Here is a 17,044-nt window from a genome sequence, read left to right as displayed (position 1 = left end):
CCTGAGCCGGACCCTCCTGCCAACCGCAGACCATGACGACTCAGCTGGTTCCACGGTGACGTCCTGGAATTCCACGCCCAGCTTCACCCAGGGACACCCTTGTCCCAGATCGGAACACCGTGACGAAAGACCATCTCGGAAATCGTGCCCATCAGCCGCCGTCCCGCGACCTCGCAATTCCTACGCAACCGTCAGCGCCGCGCTCAACCAGCCCACACGAGCCTGTTTCGGTTGCGCTCCCCCGAGCAGACCGCGGATCCGAGGGCAATCGCGTCTATCCGATCCGCTACGCCTACTCGTGGATCGACACCACCACCGGCACCCAGCGGACCGTCATGGCCATCAGCCACGACGACGCCTACGAAAGCTGCCGGGATCCGCCAGACCCAGCAACGCTGCAACCGTCTCCCCGACGCGGTCGTCGTGTCCGGCCTCGGCGATGGCTAACCGGCGACATCGCCCCGGCCCAGCCACGGGGATCGCGCCCGATCTCGGCCCTGATCGCCGCGACGGTCTTGACGCTGACCGACTTACAGCGTTCGCGTAGCTCGGCGGTGATCCGTGGGGTCGCTCCCTCGGTTCCATCAGCCGCATCGGATATCGCGCAGCCCGATCGGCTCGCCGTCGGTGGGGGAACACGAGTTCGGATGGTGTCCTGTCCGCGATGAGCTACTTCAGCGTCGGCACGTCATTCCCGCCGTTGGACAACGGTTCCGGCGGTGACGACGGAACGCAGATCGGCACCCAACACGATCGTCGTCTTGCCTGGCCGACTGTGCAGTTCAACGGATTCGACGGTGGCGACCGTCACCTGGTCACTGTCGCGGATAGTTACCTCGTCCCCAACGCTGATCGGCTCGCCGGTCAGCGCACCAGTGACGAACATCCAATCCGCGCGGCTCGGGACAACATCGACCCGCTCGACCACCAACCATGAAACCTCGCCGTTCAACGCATTCCTCCGCTCCAAGTAACGCCGAGCGCGTTCCCTACCCCGCATGCCGCTTGCTCGAGGCGCTACGACCTGCGCGAGAACTCGACGATCTCACAGGCACACCCACGATTTCGTCCATCGAGATCGGTAGGTCGCCGACAATCCCTCCCCATATGGAACCGAATCCCGCTGTGCGGCCTCTATGACTCGTCTGGAGGCATACGCGCACGCTCGATGCTATCCATTCGGTCGCTGCGCAGTGCCGAGTGGATACTCGACAACCCGACGGTGGCCAGGCAGAGGGCGAACCACGAAAATATCGGAACCGCCGAACCGAACAGCGTTGCAGACAGTTTCCTACGCCGATGGAGTTCGGAATCGAACGTGTCGGCGAAGCCGCCACGGTCTCGGCGGACGGTGTCTCCGCCTGTCCGGACGCACACAAGTTGGTCGACGATGCCTTCGCCAAGGCCGTCGGGCAAGCCACGACTGCCATCGCGCCCGGAACAGGCAGGTGCGCGGCAGATCCTATTGCGCCTGTTCGAAGGCGGAGAAGTGCACTTCGGCGCCGCGACTTGTCGGATTGCCGGATGAGCGCGACGATGTAGCACCGATGCGCACCTACTTCGAGCCCGACGAAATCGAGACCTACGAAACGGCGAAAGATCTGCTGATTCGGCGATGCGTCCGCTGGGCCGCCGAACGGCGGACTCCCGTCGATCCTTTCGCGCTTGCCGCCGCGTTGGATTTCCGGCACGAAAGTATCGACGGACGGCTCGGCTACTGGACCGCCGCGCTGGCGGAGGAATTCCTGCTGTCCTTCGCGCCGAGGACGCTGTCGACCGACGCTCGCGCCGCGGCCGGACTGCCGGACTCCCTTCGCCATCTCATCGAGTACCTCGACCTGACCGCGCTGCTCGATCCCACCGGCGATCCACAGGGTGACCTCGACGCGGCCATCACACGGTCCGTCCCCGCGTTCGCCGCCGCAATGGCGGACCAGAGCAACTTCGGTGTGGCCAAGTTCTGGGTGATGACCGCGATAGGACACGGCGTCGATCCCACCGACAGCTCCGCCATGAGCGGATTCTTCGACGACGTCGACGCGGGCCGGATCGACCACGACGACGAGATACTCGCACAGATCATCGCCAGGCATGAACGCCAGGGTGGCGGCAGGGTCGTGCGAGCCGTAGCCCAACTGCCGGTCTCGCTTCCGGCCCGGCCCGAACTCGACGCGGTCGCGGAACAGACCCCGATCGTCACCCGGTTGCGGGCACTGATCAGCTGGGTCGGCGACGGTCGGGTGTTGACAACGACGGGCAACCTGAGGCTCGCCGACGCCCGCGAACTGGTGACGCTGCTCGATACCGGGGACACGATCGACCCGAAGATCGGTGATCGGGTGTTTCGCACCAAGAGCAGCGCCGAACTGCCCGGCCTCGCTCGCCTCGTCGAGCTGGCCAAGAAGATCCGGCTGGTGCGGGTGGTGAAGAACAGGTTGGTGCGCGTAGCGAAGGCCTCGCCATTGCTACGCTACGGCTCGGCGTTGTGGACCGCGGCGTTCGACGCGCAACCCGAACTCGGCCTCCCGTCGCGTTCGACCCCGTGGGTGGCCGAACACACCCGGATGCTCGACAGCGTCCTCGGTGATGTGCTACCCGACGTACTGAACACCGTCTACGGGCTGCCCGTGCCGATACCGGTCATACGTCTGACCGAGAGCGTGTGGTCGGCCTGCGCCGCGACGTACTACCTGGACGATCTCGACCCCGCAACCGCGACACGATGGCGTGAAGGCGTCAGCTCGAACACACGGCGTCTGTTCGACGAGCTGGCCGAACTCGGCGCTGTCGAGCTGACGGTCGGCCACCCTGATCCGATGTATCGCTCCGACCTCGATATCGACGACCCGATGTCGTTGCCACCGGATGCCAGGGAACGGTTGCGCGCCGCGCTCGACACCGTCGCGGGCGAGGTCGAGTTGATCGCGCTGACACCCCTGGCAACCCAGGCGGTACGTGCCAGGCTGCTCCGCGAAGGCCGATCCGCGCCGCTGGTCGGTGAACTGTTCGACACCGAACCCGCCCAACTGCTCGGGATGGTCGCCGAGTACTACAGCGAGGAGACCACCCACGCGGAAATCACCGGCTGGCTGGCCGCCCACGGCGGCCCCGAGCACGGACTGCCACTGTTGCTCGACGGTATACGCGACTGTCCGTTCCGCACCCGAGCGGCCGCGATGCTCGACGTGCTCGCCCAAACCATGCCCGACCGATCCGCGTTCCTGCACGGGTTACGCGCGGACCCTCACCTCGGCCCTACCGTCGTGCAATTACTGATCGCCGACAACGAGATCACCCCCGACGAACTCGACGCCGAGGAAGGACTGCGCGCGATGGCCGAACAGTTCATCCACCTCATGGAAGCCGCCGGCCCCGAAGCCGTCACCGGCACGCTCGCCGACCTGCCCACCGCACAGGCCCGCGACATCGTGGCCGCGCTACGGGACTCCGGCCACCCCGACGACACCGGCCTCGAGGAACTACTCGCCGTGACCGAAGCCCATATCACCGAGCGCAACCCCGAGCGCGCCAGCCCGACCGCCCTGAAACGGAACTCCAGCTCACGCGCCAAACGCGGAAAACACCGCTGACCCGCTCCTGGCATGCACCGCACGCCTACAGGGCGTATGCGGCTCGGATCGCCAACCAGCGCGACGATGGTCTTCGTGCCGTAGGTGGCACCGGTGGCCAGATGTCCGGCCATGAGATGACCGTGGGCACCAACGCGCCTTCGACGCCCAGATCGGGCCCACGGTGCGGCGCTCGGCCACAGCTCGCGTCGTCACCGTCAGCGCGATCGCGGCACGCTGGCGTCATCGGCACGCTTGACGACCGGATGAGCGAGAAGAGCTACCGCAGGATGGCCGCGTACGCAAAGTCCAAGCGCGCCAGCATCGTCCACATCCTCGAACTCACCCGATGCGCCGCGGGCACACCTCAGCTCACCTTCAAACCAAGACCCTGCTCAGGAAACTCCTCGCGGGCGAGGGCTTCCTGTGCGCTCGGAACCACGTCAGCAAGATATCGACCACGCTCATCGGCGAGGCGGCCGCTCCGCTCACCGAGGCACCCGACTACGGCAGGGTTGCTGCGACCACTTTCGCGGCGTGGTCGATCTGATCGCAGGGCCTCCAGTCCGGTGCGCGGACGGCGGCGGCCAGTCGTACGCTGACCGAACCATCGGGTCCCGGCATGGCAATCGTGCAGGTATTGTCTCCCTCGGGGATTAGTATCGCCTCGCGACTGTCGATCAGTACTCGCGTCGCCTTCGGGTGCAGCTGGTTCCACTGTTCGAACGTGGTGTTGATGGCCAAGATCGTGAACCACCCGAGTTGGCCCGGGCTCAGGTTGCTGTCGGTAGTCCGATCGAAGCGGCATCCGGTTTTCTTTTCGGCGTCGAAGTTGTAGTCGACACGTTCACGTGTCGCGGGATCGAACCCCAATTGCGTGGGAATATCGTCCACGATCTCGGTACATGGGTCCCAATGCACAGGGATGGCAGCTGCGCCGACACGAACCGAGATCGGGTCGCCATGATCACTGCCCGAGCCGCACCCAGCCAGCAGCGTCACAGTACTCACGATCGTGATGCCGATGGCACGGCTTCTGGGCAGCCCGGGAAGGTCGGCGCGATCTACGCATCTGTTTCGATGCGTCATCGGAGGTTCCCCGTGTTGAAGATCAAGACGCTGACTCCGACGGTCGTTGTCGCGGTGAGGAGTCCGATGAGGACACCGAGTCCTGCGAGTCCGCTCGCTCCGGGCCGTAACAGGAGTATCAGTCCGACGAAGGCGTGCAGGGGTATACCAACCGTGTACAGGATCCACAGATATGGGATCACCAGCACAGGAACGATGTTGACGAACAGTACAACAGTGGCGGTGTCGAATGTCGTGCGGTCGATCGAGATCGAGTGCGGCTGTATACGGCGGCCGGTACCGGCCATCAGATCCACCCTCCGCGGTACAGGAGCCCGATCAGCAAGCCGGTAGTCGCGATCATCGCCGTGGCAGTCAGTACGCCCCGTCCACCTCCTCGCAACGCTGTCGCGGACGAACTTCGTAACGCCACCCCGGTGACCAGCCCGAGTCCGGTTGGCACCATGAAGACAACGACGGGCATATGGAGGTGGTTCGGGTCTCGTAATCTCAGGATGAACGCGACGATGGATAGTTCGATGACGCAGGCAATAGCCAAACCGCAGGTGGCGGCCACCCAGTAGGGCGATCCGAGCTTTTCACGGCGTATCGGATCCTGCCGTCCAGGACTGGGACATGGGTTCACACTTCGGTTCGCCCGGATCGGGTTGACGTGCGGTACACCGCCTTCCCGCACCCTGCTCGAAACCACACCGATGGCACCGCTCAGAACAGTCGTCCGCATACCCACCCCACCTGATCCTGTTCTCGCAGCCTATATCCGACGCGAATCCGCAGAAGGAGTGGTCGCCGAAGTATCCGCTGACAATCGGCCGGACTCGATGCACGTTCGAACGGTCGGTGTCTTCCTGCGAACATCAGTTGGCTGGGAAGGGCTGGACCCGGTGACTTTCGAACTCATCGGTCGGCCCCCTGCGGTGTAGTGTCCAGCGGTTTCCTTACCGCTATGGCCACGGCGCACGAAGCGGCGGCGACCGTGGCGATCACGCCCACCAACAGCGTCGACACTCCGACGAGCAGGCCGCCGAAGGCATTGCCGGCCGGACGGAGACTGGCCAGTATCGATCCCGACACCGAGAAGACTCGGCCCTGCATGTCGATCGGGACGCTCGTCATGAGCCTGGTGTCGGCGAACAGCGAGGTAGCACTCAGTCCTGCTCCGATGAGGAATATCGATACCCCCAGCAGCCAGATCGACTGAACCGCGACCGCGCCGAGGAATCCTGCCGCGAACAGGGCGAGAGAACCGGCGACCACCTTCGAGTCCTCGCCTGCCGCGAATTTGGTGGTCCGCTCGCTGCTGAGCACGATCGCCACCAACAGCATGCCGCACTGGTATACCGAGTAGAGGATTCCGTAGGCTATCCCGGACTGCGATATCCGCTCTGCCAGGACGGGCAGCAGAATCGCGAAGGCCGAGGTCAGCATATTGACTGCGGCACCGACCAGCAGTACCCATCGCACGATCCTGTTCTCGAACATGAACTGAAGCGAGTCCTTGAACGAGAAACCCTGCCCGCCCCTGTCTGCGTGCACGTGTACCCGAACACTCGGTGTGTAGTAGATGACAGTGATGATGATGCCTGATAGCAAGAAGGTTGCCGCGTCGAAGACCAGCAGTCCGACCTGACCCGATATCGCGACGACGCCACCGCCTGCCATCGGCCCGAGGATCAGCCCGATGCGGACGGCAGAATGCATCCTGGCATTGACCTGCCGACGCTGTTCGTTCGGCACTGTTCGGCTCACCAGCATCTGCAGTCCGGGGCCGTAGGCGGTTCCACCTATCGACGTGGCCAGCACCGCGATCCACATGCCGGCCTGCGAATGTGCCAGCCCTGACAGGATTACCGCCAGAAGAACCGCGGCCGCCCCGTAGTCGGCGCCCAGTGTCAGCAACATCCCGCGTCTTCGATCGAGCAGCGCCCCGACACCCGGGGCAAGCACTATCGCAACGACACCAGCAACGGCCAACATGAAACCGGCGGTACGCACGTCATCGTATTCGTGCACGAACACCCACAGCAGACCGGTGGAGAACGCAACGTTACCGAGTGTGGAAATCCCCTTGGCCAGGGAAACCATCCAAATTGTCGACTCGATCATATCTGGTGACTCCGTTGCACTTCGGACGCCAACGTTGGATGACACTGCGGCACACATTGTTGTCCATGCACGGTTTGACGCGGGCCCGACGTGAGCAGTTCCACCGAACAGCGTGCTCAATGCGCCGGGGCACCCCGACCGATTCCCGGATCGGGTGCGATCCTCGCCCACGCCACCGCCCCGCTCGGCCCACCCGACACCGTCGCCTGAGGCTGCCGCTCCGATCGAGCCCTGCACCGACCCAACCTGCTCAACCGCACAATTCGGGGCCGTGTCGCGCGTCAGACTTTGTGGCAGCACTCGTTTCTTGCGGGTGTGACCTGTGAAGAGGAGTCTGATCGTTCATGGCGAGACCGCCGGTGGTGCCGGCTGAGGAGAAAGTCGGGATCGTGTTGTCGGTCTTGGCCGGTGATGTGACTGTCGCGGAGGCCGCGCGGCGGGCGAGGGTGTCCGAGCAGTCGGTCGGGAACTGGAAACGGCAGTTCCTCGAGGCAGGCCGGGCAGGCCTGGCGTCGGGGAAGTCCGGGCCCTCGACGCGGGAGGGGCAACTCGAGGCCGAGATCGCGGATCTGACCCAGGCATTGGGTGAAGCGACATTGCAAGCGCGGGTGTGGAAGAAGTCCGCGCAGGGCCGGTTGGGCCCTTCGAGGACCTCGAGGTGATCCGCGTCGAGGCGGGCATGCCGACCACGAGGTTTTGCCAGGTGATCGGTGTGCCCGAGCGGACCTGGCGGCGTCGGCAGGCGCGGGCCCGTGCCGGTGCACCGGTCAGGGGGACGTGGCCGCGGCCGGCTCGGCAGAATGTGCGCGAGGCTGCGCGTCGGCATGCCCTCCGACATCCGGCGTGGGGACACCGCAAGGTCTGGGCGATGTGTCGTCACGAGGGATACCGGGTGTCGCAGGCGAGTGTGTTGCGGCTACTGCGCGATGAAGGACTGCTGCTGTCGGCGGCCTATCAGCGCGAGCGCCGCCAACTCGCCCAGCACCGTAAGGCTGCCTTCGCTGTCGAGCCGACGGGCCCGAATCAGGTGTGGCAGTTGGATTTCAGCGAGTTCGAGACTATATCGGGTGGGACGTGGCGGATCGCTGGATGCCGTGACTATTGGTCGAAATACGAGCACCCCTTTCATGTCTCGCCGAGGGCGAACCAGCACGACGCGATCGCCGCGATCGAGCTCGCGCTGGCCGACTACGAGCGCATGTTCGGCTGGCCGCTGATCCAGGCCTGCAACCGCGATCCGGACGGCCGAGTTCTGCCGGCAGTCACGGTCGTGACCGACAACGGTGGCCCGTTCCGGTCGTTCCGGTTCGAAGCATTCATCACCGCTCACCCTGAGCTGCGGCACGTCCGGACCCGGGTGCGCAGCCCGGGACAGAACGGTTCACGCGAACGTGGGTTCGGATCGTTGAAATACGAGCGCCTGTTCCTCGAACAGATCAACGACGTCTACCGGATCGAGTACAACACCGTCCGCCCGCACGAGGCCATCGCCTGGAACCGTCCGGCCGAGGTCCACCTCGGTGCCGCTGATCCGTTGATCCTCATCGTATTCAGGGTTGTCGCCGGTGATCGTGTCGCCGGTTTCGTAGGCGGTGATGCTGCGCCGCCGGGGTCGAGTGACCATGGTGGCGTAGACCTCGTCGTGGTCGAGGCCGTCCAACACGTGCCGTAGTCGAGTGTTCTCGATCTCGAGCAAGATGCGGTGCGTGGGTCGTCATCGGAGGCCGATACACCACCGGCTGGCGGGGTGTACCGGGGCGGGTTCCTGTGCCGGTCACGGCCAAGCCGATGCTGGATGCTTCGCCATGACGAGCCCAATCTAACGCGATGCTTCAGCAGTGAAGATCACACGCGCTCGTTTCGCGTGTCCCCAGCACTGTCACCAGCAGGGCAAGCCTCGCTCGTCGAGGACGGCGTCGGTCTGAGTCTGGTGCCCGCGGGATGCCCCACCAGCGTCCGTGGCCACAGGTCGGGTCATTTCTGCTGGGCATCCAACCGCTGAGTTGGCCCGGCTCCGGGCAGCGGATTTCATCCGCCGCCGACACGAAGCGGACACGCCTGTTTCGCGAGGTGCGCGCCGAGCGCCTGAGCGGGTGAAGCATCCGGGGGTGATCCGTCATGTTGGGTCGGCGTCGGAATGTCGGGGATGTCACAGCAACCCGGGTGTGACGTCGGGTGTCGCGGGTGGCGCATCGGGTCGGCGAATCATCCGGAACGAGGTGAGCAGTCCGAGCAGTCCGGCCAGGATCGGCACGAGCAGCGCCGCCTGGAGTGCCGGCGGTCGTGCGTCGGTGTTGATCCGGACGATCTCCTCACTGATCACGGGGGGCTGACCGGCGAGCAGCGCCTCGAGTTCGGTGTTGCTCATGACCTGCGCGTCGTCTTCGAGAACCTGTGCGACGTGTTCCTGCTCGGCAGGTGGGAGAACATCGCTCGACCGCGCTGACGTGGTGAACGCAAACGACAGCGTGGCCAGCATGACAGCGCCGGCGAACGCCAGACCGAACGAGAGCCCGAACGACCCGGCGGCGGAGTTGGTGCCCGCCGCTTCGCTGACCCGTTCCTCCGAGATCGGCGCGAGCGTGTAGTCGTTCAGTTGCGAGACGAGCAGACCCAAGCCCGCGCCGGCGACGACGAGCGGCGCCAGCAGTGCCCAACCGAACTCCGCGCGGGGCACCAGCGGGACGAGTACCGCGATACCGAGGGTGATCAGGACGAACCCCCACCGGATGATCGTGGCCGGACGTCGGGAGCCTGCCTTCTTCCCCGCGAGCACCGCGACGGCGAACATGCTCAGCGACAGCGGAGCCAGGGACAGTCCCGCCTGCATCGCGTTGTACTCGAGCACCATTTGCAGGTAGATCGGCAGCACGATCATCGTGCCACCCAAGGCGATCTGCTGGAGCATCTGGCCTGTGACCCCGAGCCGGAATACCTTGGACCGGAACAGGTCCGGGTCTATCAGTGCGGGTTCGCCGCGACGTTTGCGGCGGATCAGCCAGTACGCGAGCCCGATCAACGCCGCCGCACCGACCACCAGGAAGGCCGCGACGGCCTCGCCCCCCTCCTGCCACACCAGGATTCCCAGCACGATGCCACCCATGCCCACGACCGACAGCACGGCACCGCCCGCATCCACTCCTCTCGCCCCCGTGTACGGCACGTCGCGGACAAGCCCGATGCCGGACAAAACGACCGCGATGATCACCACCTCGAGCGCGAACCCGACGCGCCACGACAGATAGGTCGTGACGAAACCGCCGAGCAGCGGCCCCACGGCGGCGGCGATCGCGGCCGCCGCGCCGACGAGCGCGTACACCTTCTGCTGCGCGGCACCTCGGAAGTTGCCGTGCACCAGGGACTGCATGGCGGGCAACAGCAGGGACGCGCCGATGCCGCCGATCACCGCCCACAGCACGATCACCGCTGTCAGATTCTGCGCGAACGTCATCGCTGCCGCGCCGGTCGCGTAGCCGAGCAGGCCCAGCACGTAGGCGCGTTTGCGGCCGATCAGGTCTCCGACTTTGCTGCCGATCAGGATGAAGGCCGCTGACACCAACGCCTCGAGCGCGATCGCGGACTGCACACCGCTGACGGTGGTGTCGAGGTCGCCCACCACCGCCGAGATCGACACGTTCATCAACGAAGTGTCGACGACCAGGACGAACATCGCCATCGCCAGCAGGACCGCCAGCAGTCGCTGCTTACCCGACCATTGATCGGCGCCCTCGGGCACAGCATCGTCGACCATGGCAGTCCCACCACCCTCGCTCGTCGTGAACCGGCGGCAACCCGTCCGGGGTCGATCCCACTGCTGTGGCCAGAGAGTAAGCCACTCGAGACCTCTACGCCGGTATCCGGCCGTCAACTGTTGCGGCGGGCTTGTTTCGGCGCTGACAAGACCGCCCGCGCCGAGGTGATGACGCGGGCGACCGCGATGCGATGACCTATCTCGGGCTTGGATTCCGAACTCGGCCATCGCGACGGTAGGACTGTCCGCGCGGGATGGGTTGCTGTACAGGTAACGGCTCTTGCGGGCCACCCGACTCCGAACGGCACGCAACCACGACGGATGATCGCGCTCACCCCGCAGCCGAATCCACGCTGCGTGGCACGGGCGCACGTCTGCACAGCCGGTGCCGGGCGCGACTGTCTCACAGTCAGTCGGCGAACACGTCGCGAAGTACGGCTTCCTGCTCGTGGGACAGGTTGGTCGTGACCAGTTCGGCGGATTGCCCGTGGAACGCGTCGTGGATCCGGTCCAATGTGGCGTCGGAGGTCAGCACGAACAGCGCCGAGGTGTTCGGGGTGAGTTTGTCGCGTACCTCTTCGATGAAACGGTCGTCGATACCGACATCGGCCAGCGATCCCGACAGCGCGCCCACGCCCGCGCCGATCGCGGCTCCGATCAGTGGGACGAAGAACAGTATCCCGAACAGTAGTCCCCAGAACGCGCCACCGAGCGCGCCCATGCCCGTGATGCTGCGTAGCTGGCGGGTCTTGGGTTTCGTCGCGCCCTGCGGCCAGCTGACGACCGCGCCGTCCTGGACGGTGATCAGTTCGCGCCGTTGCAGATCCTCCAAAGTGTCCACGGCAGCATCGGCTCCGTTCGCGTGAGAGAACTTCCACACGGTCAATGTCGCGGCCACTGGCGGTCTCCTTCACAAAAGAAAGGGTGTCGTTCGACACCTCGACGCTAGGCTCGGGACGCCCCCGGATTCTTCACCCATCCGAGGTGAGAATCGGACCGATGGGTAATCATTCGATCGCAGCCACCTCGGGATCAGGTGTGTCGCCCGAGCAAATAGTCGATTACCCCCGAAGATCGAGGTGTGACCGACCCTTGCGCCGGCAGCACGGACGTTCTGGTACCGACCGGAATGCACCCCAACGATCTCTACGCCTACATCCGCCACCGAGTAGCCAGTGAACTGGCCGAATCCGGCGACTGGCCGAGGGAGATCGAGTTTCGACTGGATCCGGCGGAACCGCGCAGTCCCGGGGTGACGCGGTGGCGAGTCACCTACAAGTCCAGGGTGTTCTGCGAGGAGATCTGATTCGTGCCTCGGAATCTGTCACGCACCTCAACCTCGCGCCTGGCCGGGCTATGCGACCGCGCGCCGACTCGACACAGAATCAGCCCCCGGTCAACCAAGGCCGCCGCTCCTTTCATGTCGTCATGAGCGTGTCGGGGCCGCTACGCGCGGAATCGCTCGGTCCGGTCGTGCGGTCACCGATGGCTCGCCCGGCGGCCTTCTCGATGAGAAGTGGCACGAAATCGTGGACTGGGACATCGGCGAAACGTCGGTGAATGGCACGCACGACGAGTTCGATCTCTGTGGGCGCGACCGAGGGGTATCGAGAAATCAGGCGTTGGATGACGTGTTCGACCTGAAGTAGTTCCCGCTCGTCGGGTGTCGACTTCTCGTCTGCTTGTCCGCGACGATTCGTCGTGGCACGAGCGGGGTTGCCGCCGCCGTCACCGCAGCCCTGCAGAGTCAGGCGCGAGAGCAATTCGACGACGTTCTCGGGCCCGCCGTTCCGTAGCGCGTCGCGTTGTCGGACGGCACCGTTTCCCTCACGCAGGACCCTCGCCAGCCCATCGCGGGTGAATTCGTAGTCGCCGGATTCTTCGAGTGTGGGACGGATGTGAGAGAGCAACTCGGCGATGGAGCTGGTGCCCGGTACCGGATGTTTCCTGGTCGTGCGTCGGAAATGCGGACTGGACAGGCCGTCGCGGGCAGCGGCGCGGCATTCCCAGCGCAGGCGAGCTTGGTCTATGGGAACGGCGAGTCGCCCGTTGTCGATGTCGGCCACGGCGGTGATCACGAGTGCGCGGACCAGGCTCGCGAACAGGGCGGTTTCCTCGATGGTCGCTGGTACGTCGCTGATCCGGATCTCGACTGTTGGCAGATGGGCGGACAATCGCACATCCCAATAGACCATCGCGGCGTCGAGAATCTGCCCGTCCTCGACGAGTTTCGCGACCACATCGTCGTAATGGGCTGCCGACCGCAGATACGGCGGTGGTCCGGCGCTGGGCCACCGCGCCCACAACAGGTGGCGCCAGCTGGCGTGTCCGGTGTCGACACCGTCGATGATGGGCGAGTTCGCCGTCAGCGCCAAGAGCGCGGGCAGCCACGGGCGCAGGTGATGCTGACCTGTACCGCGAGATCGCGGTCGGGGACGCAGACATGGACGTGGCATCCGCAGATGACCTGCTCGGCCAGATGACCGAAACGCTTGGACATCTGCTGGTATCTCGGCGTGTCGGTCATGGACCCGCTCGGCGGCCCCCAGATCGGGACCCCTACCGCCAGTGGACGCGAACCCGACCGTGCCGCGGCTCGTGTGGCCGCCAGTCGTGACCGGCGGAGTTCACGTCGCACTGCGGGGATACTGTCGCAGACCGGAGTACATGTTTCGATCTGGCAGCGCGAAAGTTCCAGTTGCAGTTCGACATCCGAGGCATCCGCCGCGACGGTGGTATTGGTGAGCGAGGGCAGACCGGTGGCAGGATCAACCAGGACGAACTCTTCCTCGACACCGAGTGTGAACGGACGGATACGGTTCCCCTGTAACGGATCACACGGTTCGATCGACACCGTGGACGCCACCGCCGCCCGATGGTCGGATTCGTCCACCACTTGCCCGCTCATCGGCTCGGACATCTCGCTCGCCAATGGATGAAGACCCGACATGTTCTCCGCTCCGACTTCAGCGTTCGGGTTGCCAGGTCGTGACCGCCCAGATGACCACGACACTCGACGCGATGATCACGATCGACCACGCCGGGTAATACGGCAGAGACAAGAAGTTCGCGAGAATCACCAACGAGGCGATCCCTAACGTCGAGTACCGACCCCAAGTGGTTCCGAACACCACCCCGAACGCACAGAGCAATGCCAGCACACCGAGCACCAGATGGACCCAGCCCCACGTGGTCGCATCGAACTCGTAGACGTAGTCGATCCCGGCGACGTAGAACTCGTCGTCGACCAGCGCCGAGATCCCCTGCAGGATGGACACCACCGCCAGGACGACCAGCGTACAACCGGCCGCGATGGAAATCCCCGCCGCGACGCTCTGCTGCTGGAAGGGCTCTTCTTCGGGCGCGGCATTATTGACAGCGGACATATGGTCGGTCATGTTCGACTCCTCGGCGATACTGGGCACCTGTTCACGGGAGAATGTGCGACGCATCTTCCCTCATTCGATCCGGTCGTCCAGTACAGGACGTCGATGTACAACCATGTCGATCGTGTCCACCGGTACCGAAAGTCGCTGCCGATAATAAGCAAGGACCCGCGAAGCGATTTCTCACTACCGTGCCACTTCCGATACGGAAACCTATTCCTTCAGATCGTTGACTGTCGATTCTCGTATAGCGAGAAGTTTACCGGAAAAATCCTCTTTAAGGGGTATGCATGGAATCGCGAATAGCCTCCCGCCGCGACTGAAGGGCGATCACGGCGCGAATGCCGATCGGGGCGGCGCGCTTCGTGCGACATCGAAAGAAGCTCGCCGCCCCCTGCGGTGCGAAGCGGCGCAGTCAAGTCGGCTGTCCGCCCGTGTTCGACGAGTTCACATCGAACAACTGCGAGCTTATGCGCCGGAAAGGCCCTCACTGCCACGATGTCGTATCGAATCAGTAACCCAAGGGTAGCGGATCGGGATTTGCCTGTTATAGAATTGCCGGCTGGCCGTCGAATCGAATTAGCGTAAAAGTCTCATCCGATGTGAGATCAGATAGAAAGTCTATATGGAATGGCGCATTATTGACGCAGCGCCACCGTGATCAATCCCGCGAGGCTGCGTAGGTATATCCAATTCGATAGCGGCCGAGGTGACGCCTGTGAGTACGGCGATCGGAATCAGGGCCCCGCCATCGGTGCCGAAGGTGGACGAAGATCTTCTCGGCCGACCCGGCATGTCGAAATTCCGCTCGCGAGGTCGGCACGAAATACGCCAGGTTCGAAGCGCCGAGGTCCACCGTGGCCCGTGGTGGACCTCAGCGGCGCCTGCAACCCCGCACAGGTGGGCTCCCACGACGCCCGAACGGGCCGGACCACGCCGTCGCCACCCACAGTCTCCGATGCCACGACCTCTCTCATGATCCGCGACACTGTGCGTGGAAGATACCGGGCCGCACAGACTCCCGCATGGGGGGTGTCTGTAGCACGCGGGGACGTCCCCCCGGGTCAACGGACGAACGATGTGGGCATCCGGCGGGAATCCGCGCCGACCGATCCGGCGAGTTCGCGTCGGAACCGGAAGCGCCCGATTCGCTAGAGATGTTCAGGCCGTATCGCGGGGGTCGGTGTGTAGCATCACCCGTCGGGTCGACGCCGAGGGCACCGATACCCGCTCGGGGGCGTTGTCGGGCAGTGTCCCCGCCCAGCGCCCGTACCGCTTGGCCAATGGGGAGGCGCTGAGCCCGTGCGCGAGGATCGACAGCACCACCGTGATCGATGCGACCTCCACCAGCTGTTCGGAGACCGAAGTCGACCCCAGCTCCTGCAGCGCGATGATCGTGAAGATCACCGTGGCCAGCCCGCGTGGGCCGAACCATCCGACGAACAGAATCGTCGGCCGACCCCAGTGGCGGCCGGTCATCGCCACCGCGACCGGAACCATCCGGATCACTGTCAAGGCAGCGACCGCCATCACCGTCGTACGCACGGTGGTGTCGGCGAGCGCGGGCCCGACCATCGCCGCCCCGAACGCCATCCACACGACATAGGACGCCAGCAACCCCGCCGTCTCGGTGAACTCGGTTCCGGCCGGCATCTCGGTTCGCGCAACGAATCCGAAAATCATCCCGCCCAGGAACGCGGCCACGAACCCGTTGCCGTGGACCGCGACGGCGGCCAGATAACTCAGCAGCGCCAAGGTGAGCACCACCACCTGCTCGGAAAACGGCGAGGTCCACCCACGGCCCCGGCACCAGCGCAGCACCCAACCACCGCCGCCACCGACAACCACGGCCGCCACGACCGCGGCCGCCAACCCCCACGCCGCCTCACCCAGCCAGCTCCGGTCCCCCAGAAGTCCCGCCTCGGAGGCGACCACCGTGATCAGTACGGTGACCACCGGTGTCGCCAGACCGTCGTTGAGTCCGCTTTCCACGTTCAGCATTCGGCGAATCCGCCCGGGCACTCGGATGTCACTGACCACGACCGCGCCCAGCGCCGCGTCGGTCGGTGCCAGCAACGCCGCCAGCAATGCCGCAACCACCCATCCGTGCTCGGGGAACAACCAGAACGCGAGCAGGGTCCCCGCGGCGAGAGTGAGCGGCAATCCGATCAGCAGCAGCCGGGCCGGCGGCCCCGAATCGCCCTCGACATCACGCAACCGAAGATGCGAAGCATCCGAGAACAGCAACAGCGCAAGGGTCAACTCGGCCGCCGTCAGCAACCAGTGTGCACCCGGATCGACCCGAACGAGTCCGAAACCGGACTCACCGATCAGCACCCCGAAAGCCACGAACACCATCGGCGCACTCACCCGCGCTCGATCGAGCCACCCGGACAGGATCGAGTAGACGAACACCGCGCTCACGAGCAGCAGGGGAATCGCGGATCCGATGCTGTCCTGGTGCTCGCTCATGACTCCTCGTCCCGCTGATGTCGGGGCATCTCTATCCCTGCGTCCGCCGTGAAAGGCGGCGCGATCGTTCAGACCTTGGACGCCTCTTCGATCTCCTTACCGACCTGCTCGGTGTCGGCCCGTAGTTGCTTCTTGGTCACCTTCGAGGCCCGATCCAGCGTCTTCTCGACTCGCGCCTCGAGGTCCATCGCGGCGATGACGACGAGTCCGGTGTCTCCCTCGTCGAGCAGTTCGCCCACCTCTTTGAGATCGGATCGGCTCATCCCGGCCACGACGTGTCCGCCGAGGGCTCCGAGCCCGGCACCTCCGAGACCACCCACCAACAGTCCGGCCCCGATTCCGACAGCAGGGAACAGCGCCACCAACGCACCGCCGACCAGTCCGATGCCGAGCCCGCCCCACGCGCCTTGGCGGGTCGGCTGCTCGTGCTTCTTGACGATCTCGACCTTGCCCTTATCGGTCTTGCTGATGACGGCCGCATCGTAGGTATCGACCAAATCTGCCTCGACATAGAGCCTGCGCACGGCGTCGTAGTCGGCGAGCGCATCGTCGCGCGAGTCGTAGACCGCAGCCAGCAGGGCGAATGTATCCATAGCCATGAGTTCCTCCGATGAGTTGGGTCGACGCAGGTGGATCGATGAGTTTCGGTCGAGTCGATGCCCCGGCCGACG

14 protein-coding genes are annotated in these 17,044 nt (G+C 64.9%); 4 read left to right on the top strand and 10 right to left on the bottom strand.

The genetic code is table 11. From position 1 onward, the window contains the following. Window positions 1-688: 688 nt before the first annotated feature. Window positions 689-952, bottom strand: a complete 264-nt coding sequence (locus DAT37_RS00205; protein ID WP_109522610.1) for a hypothetical protein — start codon at window positions 950-952, stop codon at window positions 689-691. A 595-nt stretch (window positions 953-1,547) separates the two neighbouring features. Between DAT37_RS00205 and DAT37_RS00200 the strand changes: the two genes are divergently transcribed. Next, on the top strand, window positions 1,548-3,590 hold the full coding sequence (locus tag DAT37_RS00200; protein ID WP_109522609.1) for a hypothetical protein: 2,043 nt from the start codon (window positions 1,548-1,550) through the stop codon (window positions 3,588-3,590). 483 nt (window positions 3,591-4,073) lie between these two features. Here DAT37_RS00200 and DAT37_RS00190 read toward each other — a convergent pair whose 3' ends face one another. Both DAT37_RS00190 and DAT37_RS00175 read right to left on the bottom strand, forming a co-directional pair. After that, a complete protein-coding gene (locus DAT37_RS00190) occupies window positions 4,074-4,571 on the bottom strand; it encodes a DUF3558 family protein (protein ID WP_157978219.1) in 498 nt (165 codons plus the stop codon). A gap of 984 nt (window positions 4,572-5,555) precedes the next feature. Beyond that, window positions 5,556-6,884 (bottom strand): MFS transporter, encoded by a 1,329-nt coding sequence (locus tag DAT37_RS00175; protein WP_157978218.1) that lies wholly within the window; start codon window positions 6,882-6,884, stop codon window positions 5,556-5,558. A 224-nt stretch (window positions 6,885-7,108) separates the two neighbouring features. Here DAT37_RS00175 and DAT37_RS00170 point away from each other — a divergent pair, with 224 nt between their 5' ends. Together DAT37_RS00170 and DAT37_RS00165 are read left to right on the top strand one after the other, a co-directional pair. Next, window positions 7,109-7,426 carry a helix-turn-helix domain-containing protein gene (locus DAT37_RS00170; RefSeq protein WP_109522604.1) on the top strand — a complete coding sequence of 106 codons (318 nt, stop codon included), beginning with the start codon at window positions 7,109-7,111 and terminating at the stop codon, window positions 7,424-7,426. Window positions 7,427-7,443: 17 nt separating this feature from the next. Continuing rightward, a complete protein-coding gene (locus DAT37_RS00165) occupies window positions 7,444-8,436 on the top strand; it encodes an IS3 family transposase (RefSeq protein ID WP_269814726.1) in 993 nt (330 codons plus the stop codon). A 477-nt stretch (window positions 8,437-8,913) separates the two neighbouring features. Here DAT37_RS00165 and DAT37_RS00160 read toward each other — a convergent pair whose 3' ends face one another. Both DAT37_RS00160 and DAT37_RS00155 read right to left on the bottom strand, forming a co-directional pair. Beyond that, window positions 8,914-10,515: an MFS transporter gene (locus DAT37_RS00160; protein WP_109522603.1), complete on the bottom strand. Its 1,602-nt coding sequence runs from the start codon at window positions 10,513-10,515 to the stop codon at window positions 8,914-8,916. Between the two features lie 409 nt (window positions 10,516-10,924). Then, complete coding sequence (locus DAT37_RS00155; RefSeq protein ID WP_109522602.1) at window positions 10,925-11,413, bottom strand: DUF1269 domain-containing protein; 489 nt, start codon at window positions 11,411-11,413, stop codon at window positions 10,925-10,927. Between the two features lie 183 nt (window positions 11,414-11,596). On the opposite strand from DAT37_RS00155, the gene DAT37_RS00150 reads away from it, so the two are divergent. Further along, entirely contained in the window at window positions 11,597-11,821 is a 225-nt protein-coding gene (locus DAT37_RS00150; RefSeq protein ID WP_109522601.1) for a hypothetical protein, read from the top strand. Window positions 11,822-11,933: 112 nt separating this feature from the next. Here DAT37_RS00150 and DAT37_RS46190 read toward each other — a convergent pair whose 3' ends face one another. From DAT37_RS46190 to DAT37_RS00130, 5 genes are all read right to left on the bottom strand, one after another. Then, window positions 11,934-12,890: a carboxylate-amine ligase gene (locus tag DAT37_RS46190; protein ID WP_332873255.1), complete on the bottom strand. Its 957-nt coding sequence runs from the start codon at window positions 12,888-12,890 to the stop codon at window positions 11,934-11,936. Then, window positions 12,881-13,423 carry a glutamate-cysteine ligase family protein gene (locus DAT37_RS46185; protein WP_332873254.1) on the bottom strand — a complete coding sequence of 181 codons (543 nt, stop codon included), beginning with the start codon at window positions 13,421-13,423 and terminating at the stop codon, window positions 12,881-12,883. Before DAT37_RS46185 ends, DAT37_RS46190 begins: the two co-directional genes overlap by 10 nt. A gap of 58 nt (window positions 13,424-13,481) precedes the next feature. Then, window positions 13,482-13,913: a DUF7144 family membrane protein gene (locus DAT37_RS00140; protein WP_232839401.1), complete on the bottom strand. Its 432-nt coding sequence runs from the start codon at window positions 13,911-13,913 to the stop codon at window positions 13,482-13,484. A gap of 1,149 nt (window positions 13,914-15,062) precedes the next feature. Next, a complete protein-coding gene (locus tag DAT37_RS00135) occupies window positions 15,063-16,373 on the bottom strand; it encodes a cation:proton antiporter domain-containing protein (protein WP_109522600.1) in 1,311 nt (436 codons plus the stop codon). Window positions 16,374-16,441: 68 nt separating this feature from the next. Further along, complete coding sequence (locus DAT37_RS00130) at window positions 16,442-16,972, bottom strand: DUF1269 domain-containing protein (protein ID WP_109522599.1); 531 nt, start codon at window positions 16,970-16,972, stop codon at window positions 16,442-16,444. Between the last annotated feature and the right edge of the window lie 72 nt (window positions 16,973-17,044).

The organism is Nocardia aurea, assembly GCF_003123685.1.
Taxonomy (GTDB): Bacteria; Actinomycetota; Actinomycetes; order Mycobacteriales; family Mycobacteriaceae; genus Nocardia; species Nocardia aurea.
Note: the sequence above shows the minus strand (reverse complement) of the source record. Positions and strands in the feature narration are given on the sequence as shown.

Coding starts and splice junctions, on each gene's coding strand:
- DAT37_RS00200 (WP_109522609.1), top strand. CDS start 1,548: ATGCGCACCTACTTCGAGCCCGACGAAATCGAGACCTACGAAACGGCG.
- DAT37_RS00170 (WP_109522604.1), top strand. CDS start 7,109: ATGGCGAGACCGCCGGTGGTGCCGGCTGAGGAGAAAGTCGGGATCGTG.
- DAT37_RS00165 (WP_269814726.1), top strand. CDS start 7,444: ATGCCGACCACGAGGTTTTGCCAGGTGATCGGTGTGCCCGAGCGGACC.
- DAT37_RS00160 (WP_109522603.1), bottom strand. CDS start 10,515: ATGGTCGACGATGCTGTGCCCGAGGGCGCCGATCAATGGTCGGGTAAG.
- DAT37_RS46185 (WP_332873254.1), bottom strand. CDS start 13,423: ATGAGCGGGCAAGTGGTGGACGAATCCGACCATCGGGCGGCGGTGGCG.
- DAT37_RS00140 (WP_232839401.1), bottom strand. CDS start 13,913: ATGACCGACCATATGTCCGCTGTCAATAATGCCGCGCCCGAAGAAGAG.
- DAT37_RS00135 (WP_109522600.1), bottom strand. CDS start 16,373: ATGAGCGAGCACCAGGACAGCATCGGATCCGCGATTCCCCTGCTGCTC.
- DAT37_RS00130 (WP_109522599.1), bottom strand. CDS start 16,972: ATGGCTATGGATACATTCGCCCTGCTGGCTGCGGTCTACGACTCGCGC.